At 60.0% G+C, this 26,001-nt stretch carries 20 protein-coding genes; 7 read left to right on the top strand and 13 right to left on the bottom strand.

Going from position 1 to position 26,001, the window contains the following annotated elements; translation table 11 throughout:
- Positions 1 to 60: 60 nt before the first annotated feature.
- From JQR87_RS10215 to glgA, 5 genes are read right to left on the bottom strand one after another with little or no spacing between them, the layout of a single operon-like run.
- Positions 61 to 456 (bottom strand): DUF2934 domain-containing protein, encoded by a 396-nt coding sequence (locus tag JQR87_RS10215; RefSeq protein ID WP_407297505.1) that lies wholly within the window; start codon positions 454 to 456, stop codon positions 61 to 63.
- Positions 453 to 3,266 (bottom strand): malto-oligosyltrehalose synthase, encoded by a 2,814-nt coding sequence (locus tag JQR87_RS10210; RefSeq protein WP_407297507.1) that lies wholly within the window; start codon positions 3,264 to 3,266, stop codon positions 453 to 455. The genes JQR87_RS10215 and JQR87_RS10210 overlap by 4 nt, the downstream gene beginning before the upstream one ends.
- Positions 3,263 to 5,341, bottom strand: a complete 2,079-nt coding sequence (malQ, locus tag JQR87_RS10205) for a 4-alpha-glucanotransferase (RefSeq protein ID WP_407297509.1) — start codon at positions 5,339 to 5,341, stop codon at positions 3,263 to 3,265. Before malQ ends, JQR87_RS10210 begins: the two co-directional genes overlap by 4 nt.
- Positions 5,338 to 7,122: a malto-oligosyltrehalose trehalohydrolase gene (gene treZ / locus JQR87_RS10200; protein WP_407297511.1), complete on the bottom strand. Its 1,785-nt coding sequence runs from the start codon at positions 7,120 to 7,122 to the stop codon at positions 5,338 to 5,340. Before treZ ends, malQ begins: the two co-directional genes overlap by 4 nt.
- A 12-nt stretch (positions 7,123 to 7,134) precedes the next feature.
- Entirely contained in the window at positions 7,135 to 8,685 is a 1,551-nt protein-coding gene (gene glgA / locus JQR87_RS10195) for a glycogen synthase GlgA (RefSeq protein WP_407297513.1), read from the bottom strand.
- A gap of 300 nt (positions 8,686 to 8,985) precedes the next feature.
- On the opposite strand from glgA, the gene JQR87_RS10190 reads away from it, so the two are divergent.
- Positions 8,986 to 9,486, top strand: a complete 501-nt coding sequence (locus JQR87_RS10190) for a CinA family protein (protein WP_407297515.1) — start codon at positions 8,986 to 8,988, stop codon at positions 9,484 to 9,486.
- Between the two features lie 84 nt (positions 9,487 to 9,570).
- Here the strand turns inward: JQR87_RS10190 and JQR87_RS10185 are convergent, their stop codons facing one another.
- Positions 9,571 to 10,683 (bottom strand): mechanosensitive ion channel family protein, encoded by a 1,113-nt coding sequence (locus tag JQR87_RS10185; protein ID WP_407297759.1) that lies wholly within the window; start codon positions 10,681 to 10,683, stop codon positions 9,571 to 9,573.
- A gap of 191 nt (positions 10,684 to 10,874) precedes the next feature.
- On the opposite strand from JQR87_RS10185, the gene JQR87_RS10180 reads away from it, so the two are divergent.
- Positions 10,875 to 11,405 carry a ferritin-like domain-containing protein gene (locus JQR87_RS10180; protein ID WP_407297517.1) on the top strand — a complete coding sequence of 177 codons (531 nt, stop codon included), beginning with the start codon at positions 10,875 to 10,877 and terminating at the stop codon, positions 11,403 to 11,405.
- Positions 11,406 to 11,448: 43 nt separating this feature from the next.
- On the opposite strand, the gene JQR87_RS10175 is transcribed toward JQR87_RS10180, so the two are convergent.
- Complete coding sequence (locus JQR87_RS10175; protein ID WP_407297519.1) at positions 11,449 to 11,730, bottom strand: DUF1652 domain-containing protein; 282 nt, start codon at positions 11,728 to 11,730, stop codon at positions 11,449 to 11,451.
- Between the two features lie 173 nt (positions 11,731 to 11,903).
- On the opposite strand from JQR87_RS10175, the gene ligD reads away from it, so the two are divergent.
- From ligD to JQR87_RS10150, 5 genes are all read left to right on the top strand, one after another.
- The gene (gene ligD / locus JQR87_RS10170; RefSeq protein WP_407297521.1) at positions 11,904 to 14,468 is read left to right on the top strand and encodes a DNA ligase D; all 2,565 of its coding nucleotides are present in this window, start codon (positions 11,904 to 11,906) and stop codon (positions 14,466 to 14,468) included.
- Positions 14,469 to 15,046: 578 nt separating this feature from the next.
- Positions 15,047 to 15,265, top strand: coding sequence for a DUF3203 family protein (locus JQR87_RS10165; RefSeq protein WP_407297523.1), 219 nt, complete (start codon positions 15,047 to 15,049; stop codon positions 15,263 to 15,265).
- Positions 15,266 to 15,473: 208 nt separating this feature from the next.
- Positions 15,474 to 15,755: a general stress protein gene (locus JQR87_RS10160; RefSeq protein WP_407297525.1), complete on the top strand. Its 282-nt coding sequence runs from the start codon at positions 15,474 to 15,476 to the stop codon at positions 15,753 to 15,755.
- A 48-nt stretch (positions 15,756 to 15,803) separates the two neighbouring features.
- On the top strand, positions 15,804 to 16,010 hold the full coding sequence (locus JQR87_RS10155; protein ID WP_407297527.1) for a DUF2795 domain-containing protein: 207 nt from the start codon (positions 15,804 to 15,806) through the stop codon (positions 16,008 to 16,010).
- Between the two features lie 479 nt (positions 16,011 to 16,489).
- Positions 16,490 to 18,631, top strand: a complete 2,142-nt coding sequence (locus tag JQR87_RS10150) for an FAD-dependent oxidoreductase (RefSeq protein ID WP_407297529.1) — start codon at positions 16,490 to 16,492, stop codon at positions 18,629 to 18,631.
- Positions 18,632 to 18,647: 16 nt separating this feature from the next.
- Here the strand turns inward: JQR87_RS10150 and ampC are convergent, their stop codons facing one another.
- The 6 genes from ampC to JQR87_RS10120 form a co-directional block, all read right to left on the bottom strand.
- Entirely contained in the window at positions 18,648 to 19,808 is a 1,161-nt protein-coding gene (gene ampC / locus JQR87_RS10145; protein ID WP_407297531.1) for a class C beta-lactamase, read from the bottom strand.
- A 97-nt stretch (positions 19,809 to 19,905) separates the two neighbouring features.
- Complete coding sequence (locus tag JQR87_RS10140) at positions 19,906 to 20,346, bottom strand: GFA family protein (RefSeq protein WP_407297533.1); 441 nt, start codon at positions 20,344 to 20,346, stop codon at positions 19,906 to 19,908.
- A gap of 9 nt (positions 20,347 to 20,355) precedes the next feature.
- Positions 20,356 to 21,228: an FHA domain-containing protein gene (locus tag JQR87_RS10135; protein ID WP_407297535.1), complete on the bottom strand. Its 873-nt coding sequence runs from the start codon at positions 21,226 to 21,228 to the stop codon at positions 20,356 to 20,358.
- Positions 21,229 to 21,285: 57 nt separating this feature from the next.
- The gene (locus JQR87_RS10130) at positions 21,286 to 22,830 is read right to left on the bottom strand and encodes a serine/threonine-protein kinase (RefSeq protein ID WP_407297537.1); all 1,545 of its coding nucleotides are present in this window, start codon (positions 22,828 to 22,830) and stop codon (positions 21,286 to 21,288) included.
- A 15-nt stretch (positions 22,831 to 22,845) separates the two neighbouring features.
- Positions 22,846 to 23,622, bottom strand: a complete 777-nt coding sequence (locus JQR87_RS10125; protein ID WP_407297539.1) for a PP2C family protein-serine/threonine phosphatase — start codon at positions 23,620 to 23,622, stop codon at positions 22,846 to 22,848.
- A 277-nt stretch (positions 23,623 to 23,899) separates the two neighbouring features.
- On the bottom strand, positions 23,900 to 25,354 hold the full coding sequence (locus JQR87_RS10120) for an MBL fold metallo-hydrolase RNA specificity domain-containing protein (RefSeq protein WP_407297541.1): 1,455 nt from the start codon (positions 25,352 to 25,354) through the stop codon (positions 23,900 to 23,902).
- Positions 25,355 to 26,001: the final 647 nt, after the last annotated feature.

Raw genomic sequence — 26,001 nt, 5'->3', positions numbered from 1 at the left:
GGGCGCCATGGCTGACCGGCTCCGAGGCGAAACCGGCTCAAAGGCATGACGCGGTGTCTTTCAGCTGTCTTTCTTGGCGCGGGGTGTCCGGGCCTTCTTGACGCCTTCCGGTGTGCCTTGGGCGGCGTCGGTACCCGCCTTGGCTTTGGGGCGTGCAGTCCCCTTGGTGGGCGCGACGGCAGGCTTGGCTGGCTGGACGTCTTTCTGTTCCTTGGTTTCCTTGGCGGGCTTGGCTGCCTTGGTCGCCTTGGCGGGTTTTTCAGCAGGAGTCGCATCCGTTGGTTTAGTAACCGCCTTGCGCGTCTTAGCTGCAGGCTTGGCTTCGGCGCTACCGCTCTCGGCCTCGGCAAGCTTGCGCGCCATTTCCCAATGACGGGCGTCTTCCCCATGCGGCCGACCTTCCGATACCCAGATGTCGTATGCCAATTCGCGGATGCGCTGCTCTTGTTTAGTCATCGTTCTGATTCTCCTGTTGAACTGATTGTCAGCTGTAAAAGTGCAAGGGGCAGATGTTGCAAGACCTCGGTTACGCTTAAACCTTCTTGTCTGGGTGTGACTGTAATTCCGTCAAAAAGTCGCTCCACTGCATGACCGCTCAGCGCATCGGGCAATCGAACATGGGTGTCGCCCCAGCGCTCAGCTGGGACAAGCGGTTTCTGGCTGTCGCTCAGCAGGCCGCTGGCCAGGCGGGTTGCGATCACGATCAGCCAGCTGCCGTCCAGCTCACGGGCAAAGGCGACCAGGCTGTCGGCGTGCTCGCCTTCGACCTTCAGCGGCAGATAGCGGCCCTCGGTAAACAGACGCGGATTGGCGCGACGCAGCCTCAACGTGTTGGCGATCAACCATTGTTTGATGCGGCCGTCCTGCCAGCTCTCCATCAGCTCGGCTGGCTGCGCGTCCAACCGGAAGGTAGCGCGTCGACGATCGAAGTCGACAGGGCGGCGGTTGTCAGGGTCGACCAGGCTGAAGTCCCAGTAGTCCGCGCCCTGATACAGGTCGGGTACGCCCGGCGTGGTCATGCGCAGGACGGTCTGGGTAAGGCTGTTCAGCGCACCGGCCGGTGCCAGTTCGACGGCGGCCGCGGCGATGTCGTCCCGCAGCGTTTTGCATTCGTCGCCGAGCAGCAGAGCGCGCAAGTAATGTTGGCAGGCGCCTTCGTAATCCCCGTTGGGATCGGTCCAGGTGCTACGCAGCTTGGCCTCGCGCACAGCCTTTTCCTGCCACTTGATCATCCGCTCGCAGAACGCCTCCATAGCCGGTTTGTCGTCGGCTTTCAGGTCCAGGGGCCAGCACCCAAGCAGCACCTGATACAACAGCATTTCATCGCCGGCCGAGGGTGCCGGGCCCTCCGGCAAATCCTGACGTTGGCCATAGGCGAGCTGGCGCCAGTGTTTGACCTTGCTGGCAAACCATTCGGCGCGCTCGCTGATCACAGTCATCCGCGCACGGGTGTCTTCGCCGCGTTTGTGATCATGGGTCGCGGTGGTAAGCAGGTTGCGTGGAAAATGCTCGGCACGCTCAAGGCATTGGGCATGGAAGGCATCGACCGGCGCGCTGAAGGTCTGCGGGTCGAAGCCGACATCGTTACGCGACAGCAGCGCGCCGGAGCGGTAGCAGGCGGTGTCTTCCACGGCCTTGGCGGCGGCAGGCGAGGTCAGCTGCTGGAAGCGCGTACAGGCATAGCGGCGAATCCGTCGCGCAGGTCCCGGCGGCAGCGATCGAAGGTCTTCACCGCCCAGCCAGCGATCAAGGTGATCGAGCAATGGCCAATCGGCTTCGCTGAGCGTTGTACGCGCTCCGGCCAGCGCCTGCTGAAAGAAGGGTTCGTCAGCCTCACGACGGCCGCGCGCGGCAATGTAGGTGCGATACACCGGGAAATGCACGATCAATTCGAGCAACCCACGGCGGATTGCACCGAGGGTAATGTCGCGAGTCATCACGTCATAGCGCGCAACTTGCAGAAGCGCCTGGGCGACGGTTTCAAAATCGCCGGCTAGCGGTCCTGTGAGCACCAGCTGTCGCGCCTGGCGAACCTCTTCCATGAAATCAGCCGGGCGGTCGGCGGTTTCGCTCCAGAGCGAGCACAGCACGGACTTGCCGGCCGGATCATGTTGCAGCAGCGACACCTGGTTCATGAATTCATAGCCAGTGGTGCCGTCGACGCCCCAGTCGTCATGCAGACGCTCGCCCTCGGCCAGGATCTTCTCGACATAGATCGGTACGTGATCCTGCTCCGCTTCTTCAGGGCGAGCGGCATTGAGCCGATCCACACGGCGCCGCAGACGGCGGCAGTAGCCGCGCGGGTTGGCCAGCCCGTCGATGTGATCGATGCGCAGGCCGTCGACGAGGCCTTCGCTGATCAACTCGAAGATCTTGGCGTGGGTTTCCTCGAACACGACGGGGCGCTCGACACGCAGGCCGCCCAGCTCGTTGATGTCGAAGAAGCGTCGCCAGTTGATGTCGTCGCCCGCGGTGCGCCAGCTGGCGAGGCGATAGTTCTGCCGTTCGAGCAGGCCGTGCAGGCGTTTGAAACCTTCTTCGGTGGTCGAGTCGTAGTGCCTGAGCGACTCTTCCACCATTTGCCGGGTGCTGCTGTCCTCCAGCAGGCGGGCCAGGTCGGCACGTAATTCACGCGCAGTCTGGTAGGGCGCCGGCTCGGTTTTCAGTGCATCGAAATGCTGCGCCAAGGTGCGCAATTCAGGCTGATCGGTCAGCCGCAATATTTCGCCGTAGGTGGGCGGCGAGATGGGGAAACGATGCTCGTAGTGCTCGGCGTAGAAGGCTCCGTTCTCGATGTCCAGGCGCAGGGGAATCTTGCCGTCTTGCAGCGCCTCGCCATAGTCGCTGCCCAGGAAAGGGACCAGAAGCTGGCCTTCGAGCAAGGGGTCGGGGGAATTCCACTGGATATCGAAAAACTGCGCGTAAGGGCTGCGCCGACCCCATTCCAGCACGTCGAGCCACCAGGCATTGCCGGAGCCACCGACTGCCATGTGGTTGGAAACGATGTCCAGTATCAGACCCATGCCCTTGGCCCGCAGGGCGTCGACCAGGCGACGCAGCGCGGGCTCACCCCCGAGCTCCGGATTGATACGGGTTGGGTCGATTACGTCATAACCATGCATCGAGCCGGGACGCGCCGTCAGCAGGGGCGAAGCATAGATGTGGCTGATACCGAGGTCGGCGAAGTAGTCGACCAGTGCGGTGGCATCATCAAGGGTGAAATCACGATGGAACTGCAGTCGCAACGTGGCGCTAAGGTCTCTCATCGGTGTTCGCTTCCAATGGTCTGTGTCCGCGCCTTGGCGAGCATCGCCAGGCGGTTTGAGCAGGCAGCGTCATCAAGCAAGGCGGCGCTGTCCTTGGGATAACGGCGGCGCCAGTTCGGATGGGTGTCGACAATGCCCGGCATGTTGGGCTGCTCCAGCAGGCACAGCGCGTCCTCTACCGGAAACAGCACGAGAGGCACGGGCGTTCGGCCTAGGAAGACGGCGCAGGCATCGGCCAGCACCTCGGGGTCGGTAAGGTCGCCTTCGACGTTCGGCGCATACTCGTTGAGCAGCTTCAGCAGCCCCGTCCGCTCGCGATCACGCTCCTCCAGCTGGGCGGGACGGTCATCCTCACTGTTCTGGCCCACACGAATGCGCCAGTCGATGTCGTGCGCCTCCCACCAGCCATTGATGGTCGGCAGGTCGTGTGTGGTCGAGGTGCCGATTGCGCTGCTCGGCCAGTCCTTCGGTGACGTGAAGGTGCCGGTGTGGTCACGTTCGAAGAACAGCACGCGCATGCCCAGCAGCTTGCGTGCCGCCAGCTTCTCGCGCAGCCCTTCAGGCACGGTGCCCAGGTCCTCGCCAAGAATTACGGCGTTGCGTCGCCAGGCCTCGAGGGACAACAGCCGCAGCAGGTCATCGAAAGGGTAGTTCAAGTAGGCGCCCTCGGTAGGGCCGGCCCCTTCGGGCATGACCCAGAGCCGCATCAGTCCCATCACATGGTCGATCCGCATGCCGCCGGCATGGGCAAGATTGGCCCTGACCATTTCGATGAATGCCCGGTAGCCGTGAGCCTTGAGTCCCCACGGGGAGAAGGCTGAGATGCCCCAGCTCTGTCCCTGACGGTTAATGATGTCCGGTGGGGCTCCGACGCTCAGCGATGCGAGCACTTCATCCTGACGGCTCCAGGCCTGGCTGCCACCCCCGTCGGCTCCTACGGCCAGATCGCTGATCAGCCCGATCTTCATCCCGGCGCTGCGGGCGGCGGTCTGAGCGCGCTCAAGGCCGCGGGTGATAAGCCACTGGCAGAACGCGTAGTAGCTCACCTCATCGGCGTGTTCCTGGGCGAACTGCTCGACGGCTGGGCTGCCTGGCGTGCGGTACTGCTCGGGCCATTCACGCCAGTGTTGCGGATGCCCATCAGGACCGAGGAGGGCGGCGTGTAGCGCCTCGAAACGGCAGTGGTTTTCCAGCGCTTCGCCACCCGCCTCGCGGAAGCTATCGAAATCTGCCTGCTGCGCGTTGCCGCCCGTGGCGAAGTCTTCGTAGAGCTTGCGGAGCAGGCTTAGGCGCGCGCTGGAGACTGCGCCCCAATCAATCAGCTCGAGTCGTTCGAGGCGCTGCAGTTCCTCACCGAGGCCGCACGATTCGATGGCCATCCGCAGCGGTTTTTCGCCGAGAATGGCGCCAGGCGCGCTGTGCAGAATATTGAAGAACAGGCGGCTCGATGGCGAGTAGGGGCTGTACTGCCCGCTATTGCCGGAGAACATCGCATGCAATGGACTGATGCCCAGTGCATCGGCACCATGGGCTGCGGCGTTGCGCGCGACCTCTTCCAGCGCCTGCGTGTCGCCAAGCCCGCCGTCACCAGGCCGTCGGAGCCCGTAAACCTGTACTGTAACGCCCCAGGCTGCAGGGCCGGCAACGTCTTCGACGCTTGGGCAAGCGTCCGGCGCGACCGCCAGCGTCAGCTGCTGGCCGGCGATGCTCAGCTGGTGGTAACCGGGCTGTACGATGCCCGCCAGCTGTGCTTGCTCGTCCAGCGCGCCGTCCTGTTGGGTACCGTCTTCCAGGGTCAGGGTGTAATGCGCTGACGGCTCGAAATACCGGCTGAGGTCCAGCGCCGTGTTCTGATCGACCGTGAGCATGGGCGGCACGCTGGCTGCGCCCTCGCCGGCGTCGAGCTTCTGCAGGCTGCGCTCGATCTCGTCATCGCTGTCTGCCGGAAGGCCGAGACCGTTGAGCACGGCACGCAACACCTCCGGTTTGACCCTTTGATCCTTGCCATCCGCATCTACCCATTCGATGGACAGGCCAGCCGCCTTGGCCAGGCGGTTCAGTCGTTCATCGGTCATTGAGACACTCCTGGTGAGTCGAGCAAGTACATCCTGGCAGTGCGCGCCGGTAGCGTGTCCTTGCTGCCTTCGTCGCCGTCGCGGCTACTGTGCAGCAAGCGGGCGGTCGAGGCGGGGGGCGTCACGGCTACCTCGCTTGCACTCAGGTTCAGTTCCAGGCGCAGCTCACTGCCGTCGCCCAATTGCCAGCGGGCCAGGGCGCTGGCATCGCCCAGCGCTTCGGCTCCGAGAAACTTCGATCCCTGTAGACGCGGCACGATTTCGGCGTGGCGAAGCTGCAGTAGCTGGCGATACAGGCTCAGCCATTCGGCGTGCTCGGGCTCGTTGCGCTTGCTGTAATCAGGCTTGGACGACTCGAAGGTTTCAACCGCGTTTGGATCGGGAATACGCTCGCGGGTGTGTTCGTCGGCGAATTCGGCAAACTCAGCAAATTCGCCACGGCGGCCCTCGCGAACGGCGTCGGCCAGTTCGCCGTGGTGGCTGGTAAAAAACAGGAAGGGCTCGCGCGCGCCCCATTCTTCGCCCATGAACAGCAGCGGCACCATCGGAGAAAGCAGCAGCACGGCCGTCGCCGCTTTCAACGCATCCGCGGGCGCCAGGGTTATCAGCCGGTCACCAAAGGCACGGTTGCCGGTCTGATCGTGGTTCTGCAAAAACAGGACGAATGAGGTGGGGGACAGGTGGCCGCTCGGTTCGCCTCGGGATTCTCCGCGACGGTTGGTCTGGCCCTGGTAGATGAAGCCCTCGCCCAAAAACCGGACCAGTTTGTCTGTCGAATCCTGATGGTAATCCCCGTAATAACCCTGGCTCTCATCGGTGAGCAGGGTATGGAGGATGTTATGGCCGTCATCGTCCCACTGCGCGGTGAAGTGATCCGCCAGCAGGCTGGAGCGGTTGTCTTCGTTTTCCAACACCAGATGCACATGACGACCCGGTTCGACTTCCGCTCGCACGCGCTCGGCCAGTTCAGGCAGGAAGGTACGGTCTGGAATCGCGTGAACAGCGTCCATCCGCAGCCCGTCGAACCGATAATCCATCAGCCACATCAGGGCGTTGTCGATGAAGAAATCCCGCACCTCGCGGCGACGGAAATCGATGCCGTCGCCCCACGGCGTTTGCTGGTCATGGCGGAAGAAATGCTTGGCGTAACGGTGCAGATAATTGCCGTCCGGCCCAAAGTGGTTGTAGACCACATCAATGAAGACCATCAGACCCAGGCCGTGAGCTGTGTCGATGAGGTGTTTGAGCTGATCCGGCGTGCCGTATGAGGCCTCCGGGGCGTAGAGCAGAACCCCGTCGTAGCCCCAGTTGCGGTCGCCAGGGAATTCAGCGAGCGGCATCAGCTCGATGGCGGTAACGCCCAGGTCCGCCAATGCCTGCAATCGTTGCTCGATCTCCGCATACCCGCCGTAGCTGCCTACATGCAACTCGTAGAGCACGGCCTCGTGCCAGGGGCGACCCTTCCACTCCGGGTTGCGCCAACGGTAGGCAGCACCATCGACCACCACACTCGGATCGTGAATGTCTGCCGACTGCGCTCGCGAAGCGGGGTCAGGCACCTGGAGTTCGTCATCGATGAGAAAACTGTACTGCGTGCCAGCACCGACGTCCGCGTCAATGCTGTACCAGCCGTCATTTCCTTCCTGCATCGGCAGCGTGTCGCCGCCAACTATCACCAGGCTGACGCTCTGCGCGTCAGGAGCCCAGAGCCTGAACCGGGTACGGGAATTATCCAGGAGCACCGGTCCGTGTTGCCCGTTGCGGGCGGGCCTATTCTGCATTGATGGACCTCATTAGATAGTGGCACTGGCCTCGCGTCGTCCGCCTAACAGCTGTTGGTACAACTGGTCGTAGGGCTCGATCGCGTGACGCCAGAAAAATCCTCCGCTCATGGCACGGCAGCGCATGGCGTTGAGCAGATGCGCGTGCTCATGCACGGACAACGCGCGCTCTACGGCGCTGCGATAGCTGTCGATGGTGGCCTCGTTGAACAGAAAACCGGTGACGCCATCATCGATGCTGTCTGCAAGTCCGCCGGTGCGGTGGGCGATGGGGAGTGATGCGAAGCGCTGGGCATACATCTGGCTCAGGCCGCAGGGCTCGTAGCGAGATGGCATGAGCAGGAAATCGCTACCGGCAAAAAGACGGCGGGCGTCGGTTTCGTTGAAGCCGATATGGGCGCCGACTCGGCCGGGGAAGCGTTCCACGAGACGGCAAACTTCCTCTTCGATATGGGGATCCCCGCGGCCGAGGATCGCCAGCTGTCCCCCGCGCTCGACGATGGTTTCGGCAATCGCGATGGTCAGGTCGATGCCTTTTTGGTGAACAAGGCGAGACACAACCGAAAACAGCGGGCCGGTGCTTTCGTCCAATGCGAAGAGGTCCCTTACATGCGCGGCGTTAGCGTGCTTTCCGGACCAGTCGTGCGGGCCGAACGGGCTCACCAGATGCGAGCAACTCTGTGGTTCCCAACTTTCGTCGATGCCGTTGAGCAGGCCACTGAGCAGGCCTTGCCGGGCCTTGAGGCTTAGAAACCCCTCCATGCCGCAGCCAAACTCAGGCGTGGTGATTTCATGAGCGTAAGTGGCACTGACCGTGGTGACGTGCTTGGCGTAGGCGATGCCCGCCTTGAGCAGCGAAAGGGCCCCATAGAACTCCATGCGCTCGGGCCCGCAGGCTTCATGAGGGATGGCCAGCGAGCGACGCAGGCTCATGTCGATGTTGCCCTGATAGGCCAGGTTATGGATGGTGAATACGCTTGGCGTGCTGAGGCCGCGCCAGTGCATATATGCCGGGGTCAGGCCGGTCGGCCAGTCATGGGCATGTACCAGATCGGGCGTCCAGCGAATCCCGGCGGTGCCGCCGGCAATGTCGGCGCCCGCCATGCACAGGCGGGCGAAACGGATCGGGTTATCCGGCCAGTCCCGACCGTGCTCGTCGCCATAGGGCAGACCGTCACGCTCGTACAGCTCAGGGCAGACCAGTACATAGATGATCAGGCCATCTGGCATGTCCAACCGTCCGATCTTGCACGCCGGCAGATCGGCCTGGGACATGACATTGCCCACTATGCGAATCGGGTGACCGCTCTGCATCACCTGCGTGTAACCGGGGATAAGCACACGCACGTCGTGCCGGTCGCTTAGTGCGCGTGGCAGCGCAGCGGACACATCGGCCAGGCCGCCCGTCTTGACCAGGTCGGTCAGTTCGGATGTTACAAATAGGATCTTCTTCTTGTCGTCCTGTGTGCTGCGCAACTGCAGCAATGGACGTTCGGCTTGCGGGGTCAAGCGTTGTGTTGTGTTCAAGCGGGCAGGCCGGGCGTTCACAGCAGCAATACTCATACATACATCTCCCAAGCGGCTGGCGTTTGCGCCGAGCCTGTTACGAGCACGTTTCTTCCACGCAGCACCTCTCTGAGCGCTGCAAACCATGAGCACGGCAAAACTGTGTTTTTCTGTATTGAGGCCGCTTGTGGCGCGGCGTAGAGCTGCGTTGGCCCTACCTTGAAGAAAGACCGGGGTGCCGTGAAATAGTTCTCACCTTTGGGCGGAATGCGAAGGGTGGGAACTTTGCATTCAGGCCGCACCTCGGAAACCTGACTGAACCAAGGCGTGCTACCGCAATAACTAGGAGTCCTGACCATGCAAGACCTTGCCGAAATCGTGCAGTTCCTACGCGACAAGCAGATGAAGTTGACCACTGCCGAATCCTGCACCTGTGGCCTGATGGCCTCCCTCCTGGGTGACATTCCCGGATGTGGCCAAGCACTCGACAGTGGCTTCGTCGTCTATTCGCCGAAAGCGAAGAACCGACTGCTGCACGTCAGTTTCGAAACCATCGAAACCTTCGGCCTGACCAGTGAGGAAGTCGCTACCGAAATGGCCATCGGTGCGCTTAACGCCAGCGTCGCCGACATGGCCGTTGCCAATACCGGCGTGGCCGACGACAACGAAGAAGATGCCGGCGGTACCCAGTGCTACGCCTATGCGCTGATGCAAGGTGAGCGCCAAGTGAGCATCAGCGAGACGGTACAGTTCGACGGTGATCGGGTTGAAATCCGCAAGCAGGCGGCACGCTACGGGCTAGAGCAGCTGCCGTCGAAGTACGAGGAACTGGTGCGTAAACTGCAGGCTGCCGACTAGACGCCCGGCTTTAACCGCCACGCATCACAACGCACCGAAAGCCCGCACAAAACGCCTCGATGCGCCGTTATGCAGCGCAGCGCATCAAACCGGCGGCTGACGTTCCGGCTCTACATGCTCCGGCACACTGTGGTCGACGACAGGCTTGCGACCCACGCTGAGGTCGGCGCGCAGCTGCGGCAGGCTTTGCGGATACTGACGCTGAATGAAACTGATGATTGCCTCACGCAAATGGCAGCGTAGATCCCAGTTGCGGGACGAGTCGGGAGAGCTTACGAGTACCCGCAACTGAATCGATTTCTCGCTCGTGTCAGTCACCTGCAGGACGATGACTCGTCCATCCCAGAGCTCAGGTACTTCCTGGCACAGCCGACGCAGTTCTTCTCGCACCGGCTCCAGCGGCAGTGAATAGTCGACCCAGAAAAACACCGACCCTATGATGCTGGAGTTGCGCCGCGTCCAGTTCTGGAACGGTTTTTCGATGAAGTATTGCAGCGGCACGACGAGACGGCGGTCATCCCAGATGCGCACGATGACGTATGTCCCGGTGATTTCCTCGATGCGCCCCCATTCGTTCTCGACGATAACCACGTCATCGAGCCGGATCGGCTGAGTAATCGCGATCTGGATGCCTGCAATCAGGTTGGCCAGCACCGGGCGCGCCGCGAAGCCGACGGCTAACCCCGCCAGGCCTGCCGACGCGAGCAGGCTGGCGCCGAACTGCCGCGCCGCAGGAAACGTCATCAGCATGCCGGCAGCGCCAATGAGCAGAATGAAGAAGCTCAGGGTGCGCAGCAGTACCCGCGATTGCGTCTGGATTTGCCGAGCGCGGAGATTGTCAGTCACATCGACCGGGTTCTTCAGTCGTACGGCCAGCTCGACGCCGCGCAATAAACGCATCCCCAGCCAGGTGAAACAGCCAATAATCACCAGGGTCGTGAGCCGACGGGCCAGGCTGATCATCGCCAGGTCGTCACTCGCAGCCATCAGCACAGCTTGCAAGCCCATCAGTGGAAGCAGCACCCGAACGGGCTTTTCAAGCTGCTCCGATACGGTCTTGGTGAAGAGGAAACCGCGCCCCAGCCGAAGCATCACTGCCGTCAGTACCCGGCTGAACACGCTCAGCACCACCACCACGAACGCCGCGACCAGCAGCGTGCGCAGCGCCGGTTCGGTTATGTAGTTTTCCCAACTCAGGAAAGGCTCGAGAAATTCGATGGGACCAACTCCATTTCAACAGTTGCATGAGTGACTGGCGGGCCTATGCAAAGTTCATGGAGAGTGCAGGCAGTCGGGTTTGCGGAACTCCGCTGGCTTGACGTCTCTCACACATAGCAAGAGGGCGGTGATTACGCCCTATGGCTATCCAAACCAGTGGGAGAAGAACCATGCACAGCGCACAGACAGGAAATGACATCCGCACCGAACGACTTATCGAATGGCTACGCGATGCCCACGCCATGGAAGCGCAAGCTGAAACCATGCTGAACAAGCAGGCCAGCCGCATCGAGCACTATCCGCAGCTGAAGGCGCGGATCGAGCAGCATATCGCTGAAACGCAGAACCAGGCGAAGCTGATCGAGAGCTGCCTGCAGCGTTATGACAAATCCTACTCAGGTTTCAAAGACATGGGCGGCAAGATGATGGCGATGGGGCAAGCCATGGGCGGCATGATGGTCAATGACGAAATCGTCAAAGGCGCGCAGATGGGCTACGTCTTCGAGAATCTGGAAATCGCTTCCTACGAGATTCTGATTGCTGCAGCCAAGGCAGTAGGCGACACCGAAACGGCCGATATCTGCACACGCATCCTGGCCGAAGAAGTCGCAATGGCAGAGTGGATGCGCAGCCATCTGGCTGAGCTGACTCAGGCCTATCTGACACGAACTGCCGAGCCGAACACCGAAGCGAAGCGCTGATGGAGCAGGCCGCCGAGTTGTCGGTCAATGCGCTGCCAATTGGCTAGCCGCCGACAACCTTGGCGGCATTCGCAGCGATCGGCATGCCACTACGCGTCGCATAGAGTTCGAAGCGCAGCTCCTGAGCCAGCTGGACAAGGTTTGCTGCATCTCGGCATTGATCGTCGGTGATGCCGAACACAGTGAGTTCCTCTCCGTCAGCGGCGTCTTCATAGAGCCGGACGGTGAGGTGACTGTCTTCCTGAACATGGCAGTCACAGCGGAAAGGGTGGAGATAATCGCGAAGGATGTTTTCTATGGTGAGCAGAGGTAGACGTGTAGCCATGATCCTTCCTCCCATCGACGTCCGCATGTGGAAAGCCGCCCCGCCAACTTGGCGCAGCCTGGATTACTCATCATCTTCAAACGCTAGCAGGCCCTGTCGAGATGTAAACAGTGTGATGCCACCGCTTGGCAGAAGGCTCGCAGCTCGGATAACTCTATAACGGAGTCGCGGCCATGGCCCTGGATGAATACAACCGAAAGCGCGACTTCACCGCGACCCCCGAGCCTGGTGGCGAGAGCGGCACTGGCAAACGCCGGAAGAATCATGCATTTCAGTACTGCATCCAGAAGCACGACGCGACGCGGCTTCATTATGACTTTCGCCTCGAACTTGATGGGACTCTGAAAAGCTGGGCTGTTCCGAAGGGACCGTCCCTTGATCCAAAATCCCGACGTCTGGCTGTGCATGTCGAGGACCATCCGCTCGAGTATGCGACGTTCGAGGGCAGCATCCCTAAAGGACACTACGGTGCGGGGGACGTTATCGTCTGGGATCGTGGCGTCTGGGTGCCCGAAGGTGACCCGCAAGAGGGTTATCGCAAAGGCAAGCTCAAGTTCAGCCTCGAAGGTGAAAAGCTGAGCGGCACCTGGAATCTGGTACGCACTCGCATGGATGGAGGGAAGGAACAATGGTTCCTTATCAAGTCCAACGACGATGCCGCCAGACCGGAGAGCGAGTACGACGTCGTCGAAGCGCTGCCAGACAGTGTTCTAAGTGATCGGACCCTGATACCGCGTCAGCGCGGTAAAGCCAAACAGCAAGCCGCACCCAAAGCGGTTAAAACACCTGCCCGTAAACACAGTCGCAAGGATGAAGCCCGCGCTACGCTGACCGGTGCCAAGCAGGCGCCGTTGCCGGAAAGCTTCAAGCCGCAGCTCGCTACGCTGGTCGAATCGGTCCCGGACGGGGATTGGCGCTATGAAATCAAGTTCGACGGGTATCGCATCATGGCGCGCATCGAGTCGGGCAAGGTTCAGCTCTTCACGCGCAATGGCCATGACTGGACACAGAAGATGCCGCAGCAAGCCGAAGCGCTCGCCGGGCTTGGTCTGGAGTCAGCCTGGCTGGACGGCGAAGTGGTCGTGCCCGATGAAGACGGCACGCCGGATTTCCAGGCGCTGCAGAACGCTTTCGAGGCTGGGCGCAGCGGCAGCATCGTCTATTACTTATTCGACATGCCCTACTTGAACGGCATGGACCTGCGCGAGGTTCCGCTGGAAGAGCGTCGTGCGGCGCTGAATCAGGTGCTGGATGCTGACGAAAGCGAGCTGTTGCGCTTCTCGGCCGATTTCACAGAGCAGCCAGAGAGCATGCTCGAGAGCGCCTGTCAGATGAAGCTTGAAGGGCTGATCGGCAAGCGTGCTGGCAGCACATACGTCTCCCGACGCAGCAGCAGCTGGGTCAAGATCAAATGCAAGCATCGGCAGGAATTCGTCATTGTCGGCTACACCGACCCGAAGGGCGCGCGCAGTGGTTTCGGCGCGCTCTTGCTGGGGCTGCATGACGAACAAGGTCAGCTGGTATACGCCGGCAAGGTGGGAACCGGCTTCAACCACGCCACGCTGGAAAGCTTGCACGCCAAGCTCAAGCCGCTCGAAGTCGACAAGAGCCCCTTGGCAAAGGCACCACCAGCCGCGGACGTGCGCGGCGCGCACTGGCTCAAGCCTGAGCTGATGTGCGAGGTCGCCTACGCAGAGATGACCCGCCAGGGCGTGGTGCGTCATTCGGTCTTTCATGGCCTGCGTTCAGACAAACCGGCCAAAGCCATCACCCACGAACGTCCGGCCAAAGCTGCCAAGGTATCCAGCCCGGCAAAGCCGAAGAAAGGCAATCCGGCTCCAAACACAGCGGGCGGCAAGATCAAGATCTCCAATCCCGAGCGCATCATCGATAAGTCGATCGGTGCGACCAAGATGGAGCTGGCGCGCTTCTACGCTGACGTTGCGCCCTGGGCGTTGCCGCACCTGACACAGCGGCCGCTTGCGCTGGTCCGCGCACCGGAGGGCATCGAAGGCGAGCTGTTTTTCCAGAAGCACACCGAGAAACTGAGCATCCCGCATATCACTCAGCTGGATCCCGCTTTGTTTCCTAAACATGCTGCGTTGATGACCATCGACACCGTCGAAGCTCTGATCAGCGCAGCGCAGATGGGCACCATCGAACTGCACACCTGGAATGCCCTGGCGCCAGTGCTCAACCATCCAGATCGTTTTGTGCTCGACCTCGACCCGGACCCTGCGCTGCCCTGGAAGCGCATGGTCGAAGCCACTCAGTTGACCCAGACCTTGCTTGACGAGATCGGATTGCAGTCCTACCTCAAAACAAGCGGCGGTAAGGGCCTGCACATCATGGTGCCGCTGAAACCCGTGCATAGCTGGACCGAAGTCAAAGCCTTCAGCCAGGCCATTGCGCAGTACATGGCCAAGTTACTGCCGCAGCACTTTTCTGCAGTCAGCGGGCCGAAGAATCGAGTCGGCCGCATCTTCATTGATTACCTGCGCAACAGCCAGGGAGCCAGCACCGTTGCGGCCTATTCGGTTCGAGCCCGCGAAGGGCTTGCTGTTTCGGTGCCCATTCATCGGGATGAACTGACCGATCTCAAAGGCGCAAACATCTGGACCATCCGCAACCTTATTCCTCGCCTGGAAGAACAGGGTGATGACGATCCATGGGATGGGGTGAGGTCATCGAGCCAGATGATCACTGCGGCTATGCGTAAGCAGCTTGGAGCGAAATGAGGCACGGGTGGCATCCTGGCTGCCTGTTTTTTTAGCCTTTCGTCCGATAAAACTGTTGCGTCGGTTCAGACTGGGCCAGCTTGGAAAGCCAACGACCACCGGAGAGGTGTTGATCAGCCTGCCATGGTGGGTCAACTGTTGCGTGGCTCTGCTGCGTGCAGGGGTTCGTCTGTTTGAGATGTGCAGGCGTTTGCGACTCGCTCGCGATACAGGATCCGGAAACGCCTGTAAATCTGCACAGCGAAGCGGCTGAGTTCGATTTGCAGCAGCTCTTCGTCGGCCCACCAAACTTGGATACGCGCTCGGTATTATGGACCTGCGAAGTTGGCATCCTTTAGTGTTTGTAGCAAGATCGAGACTCACCCGTTATGCCCTGTCTCAATGATCTGTTTCATTGGCTCACAAGACCTGGCAGATCGAAAAAATAATTCGCTCCTCATCGTTCCGTTTAATTTCTGTAAGCTGAATAGCGAATGTGTACTACCCAAACGGAAGTTACATATTTCTTGTATGCAGGAAAACCCTGGCTCCGAAAGAGCGGTCTATTCATTGTATGTTCTAACCGATGAGGGCCTGCCATGTCAGTGAAAATAGATAATATCAACCGCACCTGCAGTATCAGCCAGAACGGTGTTACCCACCACTGCATGCTTGCGGAGGCCACCATAACGACAGGGGAGACGGACAAACGACCTTTGCTTGTAATTAAAGAGGCGAAGTCATATATCACCGATGCCCAATTGATGAGTTTAATTAATGGTGGCGCGAATGATGAGCGGGGCAAGGCGGATGGCTGAGACTAACCGGAGCGGCAGTTTATCCGAATAGTCCGATTGATGTGCCCGTATGCCAAGCCTTGTGTGCCGCCAATTACCTTTCGTCGTGCGTGACTCGCAGGTGCGACGAGTGGCAGGAATCATTTTATGAGGTGCCTTTCGTAGATAGGAGAGTGCTTCGCCAAGAACGTTGGCGTAGCGCTAAATGCAATCGGCTAGGAGAGGCATCATGGCTAAAGATGACAGCATGAGCGTTAACGAAGCGGGTCGTAAGGGCGGAGAAGCAACCTCGGAAACTCATGGCAAAGAGTTTTACCAAGAGATTGGTAGCAAGGGTGGTCAAAACAGTGGTGGCAACTTCGCCAACGATCGGGAAAGAGCTTCCGAGGCGGGCCGCAAGGGTGGTCAGAATAGTGGCGGAAACTTCGCCAACGATCGCGAAAAAGCTTCCGAGGCGGGTCGTAAAGGAGGCGAAAACAGCAACAGCGGTGGGCGCGGAAATTCTCAATAACTTAAACTGGCGGAGGCTTGCCTCCGCCTTTCTTTACCGGAGGAAGTCATGACTAGAGGAGTTGGTGGCGAGTCCCCTGCAAACGTAACCACTTATCTAAAGGGAATAGATTACCCTGCACAAAAGGAAGATCTTCTTCAGCATGCGCAAAAGAACGGTGCGGAGCCCGAAGTACTTGATGTGCTTAAAGGCATGCCAGATCAGGAATACAACAACATGGCCGATGTTATGAAAGGCTACGGAGAAGCTCGCTAGTGCTCGGCAATTGTCCAAAAAAGCCCCTTGACGGGGCTTTTTCCGTTTTAAGCAGAAGATATAAGCGCATGGGCTAAGTGTTTAGCATGTCTGTAGGATGCTGTACCGGTGAGCTAAGGGACTGGTTCGTCTTCCCGAGTAAGTTTTTCTGATGGCCAGCCGGCAGCCCTGAGGCTGCACTCGTCACAATCAATGTCGCCCTGGCGGAGCGCTGATAGGTGGCCAACGAACCGGTCACAGTAGCGCGATCCGGCACATATTCAGCGAGGCTATCTCCGTCCCCTGCACTGATCGTCGGCGCAGCCGGAACATCCGCAACCCGCTCAGCTCCAAGAAAGGCCCAGCTAAGAGTCTTTCCCTTATATGAATTGCTGTTTTCGTAGCGTCTGCCAAGTACTTGCGGCTTCATCGGCATCCTGGCTGTCCCGTCCATCTGCCATGCACAGTTGCTGCCGACGCGCTCTAGAGCATTGCCGCCCATGAAGCTCACTCGTTGGTTTATCGTGCTGTTCTTCGTGGTCTCGGCGGTCTGCTTCTTCTGGTTCGATCTCGAGCAATACCTGACGCTCGAGATGATCCAGGCTAAGAGCGGGGGGCTGCGAGATCAGGTCCAGGCGCACCCCTGGTGGGCCGGCTCGGTATTCTTTGCCGTTTACGTGGCACTTACGGTGATGTCGTTCCCCGGCACCGTGGTGCTGACGCTGCTCGCTGGCGCCTTGTTCGGCCTGGTCGGCGGTACCCTAATGGTGTCCTTCGCCAGCAATATCGGGGCGTTGATCGCGATGCTGATCAGCCGGTTCATGCTGCGCGACTGGATACAAAAACGATTCGCCAAGCACATCACCAGCATCAACCGTGGGCTCGAGCGAGACGGGGCGTACTACCTCTTTTCGCTTCGGCTGATTCCTCTGGTTCCATTCGTGCTCCTGAACCCCGCCCTCGGCTTGACGCGAGTGGGCATCTGGACGTTCTGGTGGACCACACAGCTGGGGATGCTTCCGGGCCACGCCATTTATGTGAGCGCGGGACGACAGCTGGCGCGCATTCGCGAGATCTCGGATATCCTCTCGCCAAGCATGATCGGTACGCTGGTTTTACTTGCGGTGTTCCCGCTGGTCGCAACCAAGCTGCTGACGCTCTACAAGGCGCGAAAGGTGTACAGCGGTTGGGAGAAGCCTAAAAGCTTCGAACACAACCTGCTGGTCATCGGTGGCGGCAGTGGCGGCCTGGCGGCTGCGCGTATTGCGGCATCGATGAAGGCGCGTGTGGCGCTAGTCGAACGGGAGCGGCTCGGCGGCGCGGCGCTCCACAGTGGCAGCGTACCGGCACGGGCCCTGATGCGGGCGGCAAACCTGACCCACACGCTGCGCCAGGGCGACATGCTGGGCGTGCGCGTGCAAGCCGAGGTCGACTTCGGTGAGGTCATGGAACAGGTCCGTCGCACCTTGAACGAAGCGCAAGCGCAGATCACCGCTGAGTCGTGCAAAGCCATTGGTGTCGAACTGATACAGGGCGAGGCCCACCTGACTTCACCTTGGACGGTGCAGGTCGGCGAGCGGACCATCAGCAGCCGTGCCATTGTCATCGCTACGGGAAGCCAGCCCGTTATCCCGTCCATACCGGGCATCGAGCATGTAGAGCCGCTGACCTGCGAGACGGTCTGGGGCTTACAAGATCGCCCTGATCGGCTGCTTATCATGGGCGGCGAGGCGAATGCCTGTGAGCTGGCTCAGGCGTTTCAGCGTCTTGGCTGTCAGGTTACGCTGGTGGCTGAAGGCGACTCGCTGCTGCTTAACGCTGAGCCCGAAGCGCGTGAGGCTGTATATGATGCGCTGCGCGCCGACGGCGTACAGCTGCTGCTGGATGCTTCGCCACAGCGCTTCGAAGTGGAGGGGGGCGAGCGCCGTCTGGTTTGCCTGACCGACGACCGGAGCCACGAGCTTGCGTTCGATCGCGTGCTTCTCGCATTGGGCCGTCAGGCTCAGCTGAACGACCTCGGCCTTGACGGGCTGGCGCTCAACACCCACGAAGACGGCAGCCTGGAGGTAGACGAGTACCTGGCGACTCGCTATCCGAACATCTACGCCGTGGGCGCCGTGGCTGGGCCCGATAGCTCCTTTCAGAGCGCTACCCATCACGCCTGGTATGCGGCTGCCAACGGTCTGTTCTCCGGTTTTCGCCGTTTCATGGTCAGTGACCGAGTGGTTCCGCGGGTGGCGTTCACGGCGCCAGAGATCGCCAGTGTCGGCCTGACCGAAGCCCAGGCAAAGCTTGCTCAGCTGGAATACGAGGTAACGCTGCTCAATCTCGATTCGCTAGAAGCAGCGCAGATGAGTGCCGGTAATATCGGCTTTCTGAAAGTGCTCACCGAGCGTGGTCGGGATCGCATTATTGGCGTTACGCTCGTTGGCGAAGGTGCGAGCGAAACGCTCGCAGTGTTCGTCCTGGCTATGAAGCACAAGCTTGGCTTGAAAAAGTTGAGGCGCACCGTGCATATCAATCCGACGTTGGCAGAGGCTAGCCTAGCAGTCGCGGAGGCTTGGCGACGGGCTCATACCGCCAAACATCCGCAGACCTGGGCAGCGCGGTTGCATCGCTGGCGGCTGGGTGGCCAGCCTTAGGCCTGCTACCGGCAAGTCAGTCAAGTTGGCCGAGGATCCGATGCGCGAGCTTTATCCGCTCTTCGTTTGGATAATACCGGTTGGCCAGAATGACAATGCCGACCTGTTTCGCCGGAACAAAAGCCACATACGCGCCGAAGCCATTGGTTGACCCAGTCTTGTTGATCCAGACGGACTGCTGCGGTTCCAGCGGCGGGTTTATCGACTCTACCGGCTGGCGTTCAAGCACCATACGGCTGCCGTTGCCCGCCAGCAGATCATCGAGTTTCACCGGATAGGCATACTGTTCCCAAATCAAGTCCTGGGTCATGGCGCCTACACGGTAGTAGCCGGCTCGCGTCGCCGCCATGGCGCTTTTGATCGACGGGTCGGTTTCGACGAGACCTAGCTGGGCATTAACGAAGCGCAGCAGGTCTTCGCTCGTCGTTACTACACCGTAGGCTTCGTCAGCCAGCAGCGTCGGCGTCAGGCGAACTGGCTGTCCATCCTTGTTGTAGCCCTGGGCGTAGCGCTTCATCTGCTCGGGTGGCACAGCGATATAGGTATCGGTCATACCAAGCTTGGGCAACAGCTCGGATTGCAGCGCATCGGCATAAGTCATCCCCAGGCTTTTTGCCGCAACCCTTCCGAGCAAGCCGATGCTGGGATTGGCATAGCTGCGATAAGTGCCGGTCGGAGAGAGTGGCTGCCAACTGTTGAAATACTGCGTCAGCTGCTGCTCGGTTTGAATGCCGTCAGGTAACTGCAGAGGGAAACCACCTGCCGTATGCGTAGCGAGATTGATGAGGCTGATCCGCTCGAGTTGATCGTTATCAAGCGCCGTCAGGTAGCGGCTGGGGCTGTCGCTCAAGGACAGCTTGCCTTGCGCCTGAGCATAGGCGGCCAGCGTGGCTGTCAATGTCTTGCTGACCGAGCCCACCTCGAACAATGTGTCGCGCGTGACTGGCTGGCCGGTGTTCTTAGAAACCTGACCAAATTCGAAGAACCGCTGCTGACCGTGAGACGTGACGGCGACCGCCATACCCGGGATTCCGTACAGCGTCATAACGGATTTCGCTGCGTCTTCGACAACCGCATCTAGCGGGTCGAGATTGTCGTCAGCCACCGCGTTGCAGCTGAGTGCCACAATCATTGCAGAGACGACGAGTCGTGCTTTGGTCATTAGCGGTAAGTGCATGGATAGTGCCTTGATTGTGTAATCAGGGAATCAGGGAATCACGGAGTGGGACGAAACCCTGGATCGAGTAGCTGGCTCACGAACCGTATCCTTACCGTCAGCCGAAGCGGGCCTGAATAGCCTGCATGAAATCCTGCGGAGAAGGGCTTTCCGGCCAGCTTGGCACATCATCAGGCAACGTCAGCCAGGCTTGCTTGCGCCGGGTCCAGATGTGCGCCGCGGGCTCGATCGATTCTGACATGTCCAACGTGCCTGCTCGCAGCACGATCATCCCTGGTGCTGCAGTGGTCTTGTTGTACAGCCGCGTGTGGCAATGGCTGCATAGGTAGTGCGTGGACTGTATCCGCTCGTGCGCATGGGTGTATTCGGTCACGGGGCCCGTTATGCTGAGCGCCGCCTCAGGCAGCAGGGCATGCAGGCCGAAGGCACTGCTGTTCCAGCGCTGACAATCGAGACAGTGACACGCATAAACGGCGGGCAGCTCTTCGCTGGTCAGACAATAACTGGCGGCGCCGCATCGACATCTACCTGCGATCATATTCCAGGGCTAGAGCATACGTTGCGCGGCGAGTCCGGCGGCGATCGCCAGAGCTAGTGTTCCGATGAGTATTCCCAGGCGCCAGCGCGAGGTGGCCTGTTCAGCTGGCTCGTTGGCCGAGGCTGTGGTTGCCGCAGTGCGGAGCGGGTTCGGTGTGGCGGGGCGGGGCCGGGTAGGCTTCTCGGCAGGAACGGCAAGGGCCGCAGGAACGGCAGCGACAGGCAGGTCGGTTGCGCGAATGAAAACGGTGGCGTCTTCATCAGCGACTTCCGGAGCGTTGACCTTCGGACCAATCACTAGCAGGGTCGTGCTTCCCAGCTGGACCTGATCGCCGGGCTGCAACACTGCCGTCGTGACTTTCTCGCGATTGACCAGCAAACCGTTGGCTGAAGCCAGATCCTTGACTTCGAGCACGTCGCCCTTGAGGTAGAACTCGGCGTGTCTGCGCGACAGCTCAGCGTCGCTGAAGCAGAGTTCGCACTTGACTGATCGGCCGAAGGTCATCGAACCGGTAATGTGGTACTTGTGCCCTTGGTTTTCGCCTTTGACGACTTGCAACAACCAGCGTGGCGCAGTCGCTACCTTCGCACCGACCTTCGCAGGGTCGACGATTTCCAGTTCCAGGGTGCCAAGGCGAACGCGGTCCCCGGAGCGAATCTGATAGCGATCACCAATCTTCTCCTCGTTGACGAAAGTGCCGCCTGGTGTCCCCAAGTCAGTCAGGTAGTAAAAGCGGTTGTCGTGGTGCAACTCAGCGTGAAAGGGGGCGATGCCTACGTCGTTCAGTACCAGATCATTGCTGCGATCCGTGCCAAGCGTGAATTTTTCATCGGCAAGCCAGACAGGGCTCTGGCGATTGTCAACGAAGTGGATCCTGAGCATCTATGCATACCTTGAGGGGGATTGAGTGGGCTCGAACCAAACGGTCGAGCAATCTGATCAGTCGAACAACCGGTTCCAGAGTCGCTTGACCGGGTTTGCAGGTGCCGGCGCAGGCGCAGCGCTGCGTGATGTGCTTCGGGCTGTGCTGACAGCCGTCCGTTTCGCGACACGAGGCGCACGAGCCTTGGCGACTCGCTGCAAGTGCCCGTCGCGCAAGGCCAGAAGGGTCGCCTGCTCGGGCGCTGCCTCGAGGCCCTGTTGAATGTATTCGAGCGCCAAAGCGTGCTCAGCACGTCCATAAGCCGCTTCGGCAAGCTCTACGTAGCGTTGGCTCACGCGCTCCAGTCCCGTACGAGCTGCTTCGTTCTCCGGTAGCCACCCAAGCACCTGACGGAAGTAATGCACGGCGCTGTCTTCGGCTGGTTCGAGCAGTTGATCCTCGGCCAGCCGCTGCTCGGCCATTACCAGCGCTTCGGCAATGCGGGCGTTGAGCACGCGTTTGAGACCGTCCAGAGCCTCAGGGTTGTCCGCATCCAGCCGCAACGCGCGGCGATAGTAGTAGTCGGCATTATCAAGCGCCGGTGCGATCAGCTGCCCATTGGCCAGACGAACTTCAGCGCGTTCAAGAAAGTCATTGATGCGGCTGTACTGGAACCATTGATAACCACCAGCGCCCAGAGCAACCGTCATCGACAGAGCTGCAGCTGTCGCTCCCCAACGTTTCAGTCCGCGCCGCCGGGACCGTCGTCTGGGTTGCTGAGTCACGACCAACGCCGGCGCGATACGCGTCTGATCCATATCGGGCTCGGTGAGCCTGTCGATGGCTTCCAGCAATTCGCGGCAACTGCCGAACCGCGCGTTTGGTTGCTTGGCCAGCATGCGCTCGAGAAGGTTTTGATAGGGCGCGAGCGCCGGCGGTAACTGCGGCGTAGGCATCTGCAGGTGGTTGAGCACGGTTTGCGGGTAGCTGTCCGCACGGAACGGGTTGGTGCCGGTAAGCATTTCGGCAAGGATCACACCGAGGCTGTAGATGTCGCTTCGTGCGTCCAATGTCTGGCATTGAGCCTGCTCCGGACTGCTGTAGGCGGGGCTGCCAACGGCTATTCCAAAGTGGGTGAGTTCGTTGTCCAGCTCTATGGCCTTGGCCACGCCGAAATCGGTGAGCACGACGCTGCCATCGTCCCGGAACAGGATGTTGGCGGGTTTGACATCTCTATGAATCAAGCCCCCGTCATGTACAACGGCCAGGCCGCCAGCCAGCTGCCGGACAATGTCCAGCGCACGCGAAGGGGAGAAGACGATGCCGCGGTGCTGCGCCAAGTCCCCGCCACCGATGTATTCCATGGCCAGATAGTGCCTGCCATCTGCAACCTTACCGATGTCGTAGATCGTGATGATCGCGGGATGGCGGAGTGAGGCGACGATGTGGCCTTCCTGAATGAATCGTTCGGTAAAGGCCGCGTCCTCGGTCCGTAACAGCACCTTGACCGCTACCTCACGGTCCAGTGATAGCTGCGTGGCCAGGTACACCTCGGCCATTCCGCCTTTTCCGAGTCGCTTGTGCAGGCGATAGCCGGGAACTTCTAGCATCCGTTGCGTCATGAAACGTGGGCCTACTTACGACTTCAGGGGATTTAGCAGCATGTTGATGAGCCGGCGTGTCCGGGACTCGGTGGTCGTGACAGCCGCCGTTCGGCCCACCACGATGCAGGTGATATTGTCGCGTCCGCCATGGTTGTTCGCCTGTTCGATCAGATACTCCACAAGACTTTCGAGCGTATCTGCGAAGGTGCAGGTGGCGTGAATCTGGGCGTCCGTCAGCTCATTGGTAAGCCCATCGCTGCAAAGCAGTAGCAATTCATCTGCGCCCAGCGTCCCCTTGCACGTGCCTATTTCGAGCGGCTCTCCGCGCCCGAGGCACCGCATGATGATGTTGCGCCAAGCATGCCCTCGGGCATCGGATGGCTGCAGCTCGCCAGCATCAATCATCATCTGTACCCAGCTATGGTCACGGCTCAACTGCACGATTCCATTAGCGGTCACCAGGTAGGCGCGACTGTCACCCACCCAGGCAAGGTCGAAATCGACCCCGTCGAAGTGCGCAGCGACTAGGGTTGTACCCATTCCATCATCGATGGCAGCTTCGAGCACGGCCTGGTTTGCCATGTGAACGGCAGCGTCCAGCGGTTCGCCATCCTCGATTGCCCGCTCCAGTGCTGCGAGAGCAAGGGTGCTTGCGACTTCACCGCATTGGTGGCCGCCCATGCCGTCCGCAATGGCCCAGAGCCCTAACGTTGGCGAGCAGACCAGAGCGTCTTCATTGTGAGCACGTGTGCGACCGGGGGATGTGAGCCCGGCGTAATCCAGCAAGGAGGCGGAGAGGGTAGGTTGCATGCGAGGGGCTGTTCCTTTTCCTGCGGCACGACAGCAAGCGGCCATGATGCGTGGGGCTTGTGCGGCTGTCATCGCTTGGCAGCAGAGCAAACGCAAAACTGTTAACTCGTCGGCGTCCTGGCGAGACCCGAGCGACGCCGTTGTCGTTGCCTTGACATCTGATGGACCGGAACTGCGTTTTCGCTATACAACCTTCAGCTGTAAGTAGCCACCAAGGAGCGGATAACGCCAAGCGGAAGGCTGCTGGCATACTCTATGGGGCGCACCCGACGTCAGCTCAAGGAATGACCACCCGCCCGGGTTTTCCGGCATCGTCGTATCGCTTTCGTAGAAGTGTGGCCAGGCACTGCTTGGCCTGGTCTTCGCCGTGAATGAGACGGATCTCTGCGGGCCATTCCTGCATGCGGGTAACGAAATCAACCAGATCAGCCTGGTCGGCGTGCGCCGAATATCCGCCTACGCTATCGATGCCTGCACGGATGTCGACGCGTTGCCCATCCAGATCGACATAGCCGCCCTCGGGTCCATGAGTCTGGATATCGCGTCCTGGCGTCCCCTTGCCTTGATAACCGACGAACACGACATGATGCCGTGGGTCGCCCAGCATCGCCTTCAGGTAATTAACGATCCTCCCGCCGGAGCACATACCGTTCCCGGCGATGACAATCGCGGGCCGAGCGGTTTCAGCAAGATGCTTCACAATACGGATGTGGTCGTCGTGGTTGTCCACGGTGATCAGCTGCTCAAACGACAACGGCTTGCGTCCCTCCTTCAAACGACGTCGGGCATCCTCATCCCAGAAGCTTTGTAGCTCCTTGTAGGTCTTGGTGAATCGGCCAGCCAGCGGTGAGTCAAGAATGATCGGGAGATGAGGCCAGTCGATATCGGGTGCGCCTTCCTCGGATCTGCTACCCGGCTCGCTGGGCCTAGCGGGCGCATCGTCGGCCTCGCTTTTTTCGTGAAGGATTTCCTCCAGTTCGTACAGCAGTTCCTGCGTTCGGCCAATGCTGAAGGAGGGAATGAGTACGGAGCCCTGGTCCGCCAGTGACCGCTCGATGGCAGCTTGAAGACGTTCGCGACGATGTGCTCGGTCCTGGTGGCGACGGTCACCATAGGTGCTTTCGAGGATCAGCAGGTCGGCGCGCTCAGGCGGCACGAGGTCCGGTAGGATCGGTGAGTGATGCGAACCCAGGTCGCCGCTAAAGACGACGCGCTTGCCAGTGGCGTCATTAGCGTTGAGGTCCAGCTCGACGTACGCAGACCCCAGTACATGCCCAGCCGGCTGCAGGCGCACCTTACATGCGCTTGTGTCGGTTTCGTGTAGCGTGAACCAGTGATCGTAGGGCAGGGCAATGATGCGTTGCTCGACAACCTTGAGGTAACGCTCCAACTGCTCTTGGTCACGGCTGATCGACAGGCGGAACGCATCTTCGAGCACGATCGGCAGCAGTCGAGCGGAAGGCTCGCTGCACAGAATCGGCCCTTCGAAACCGGCTGCCAAGAGATTCGGAATGCGCCCGACGTGGTCGATGTGCACGTGAGTGACAACGAGGGCCCTGATGCCGTTGATGGGGAAGTCCAGGTCTAACTCGTCGCCGTGCTGTCCTTCGTCAGCACCCTGGAACAGGCCACCGTCGATGAGAATGCTGTCGGAATCGTCCATCCATAGTTGATGGCAGGAGCCAGTCACGCCTTCGCGCGCGCCGTGGTGAATCAGTTTTGTGTGCTGCATCGGATGCCCTGAATGACGAGTGGTCAGAGCCAATGAGCCGTCAATCGGCGTCAGAAGCCTTTCACCCTTATGCGCATCAGGCATCACCAGCAGCGCGATAGTTTCGACGGATGAGCCTGCCCTGACGAGATGCTCAGGCGACGGCGCGTGCGGCGTTGTCTTGGCTTATTCAATCAGGTCGTCGAGCAGCGAACGTCTCGCTTCGCCTCGCTCCGCAGCCAGTCCGGACTAGCCTGAAAGCGTGATGGCAGATAGCCCCCCACTTAGGGTCTAAAAGTTCTTTTGTCCAGCGTAATAGATGCCAATTTTTCTTAAAAAGCTGTTGACAAGAAATTGTTATGCACAATCTGACGAGCCTCCGGCAGATGTGGCACGTCAACGCCAATGATCTCCAAGAATATTTATAAGTCATTGATTTTAAAAGAGATGATGCTGTTGAGTAAAAACTCATCGATCTGTTCCAAGCCCGCGCCGGATGGGCATTTGGGCGTGTCATCCCGGATATATTCACAGTGTTATCCACAGGTTCTGTGAATAACAGCCAAAGCCTAGGCGCGGCGGGCCTTTCAGAGCTCAAGCAAAAAAGCGGCGGCCAATCCTAATGTAGTTTTGTTGCGCTTTTGCGATTCGACTGACCGCGCCTATCG

This window comes from Stutzerimonas stutzeri (assembly GCF_051028275.1).
In the GTDB taxonomy this organism is placed as follows: Bacteria; Pseudomonadota; Gammaproteobacteria; order Pseudomonadales; family Pseudomonadaceae; genus Stutzerimonas; species Stutzerimonas stutzeri_AS.
The sequence above is the reverse complement of the archived record's forward strand: the minus strand, read 5'-3'. Positions and strand labels throughout refer to the sequence as shown.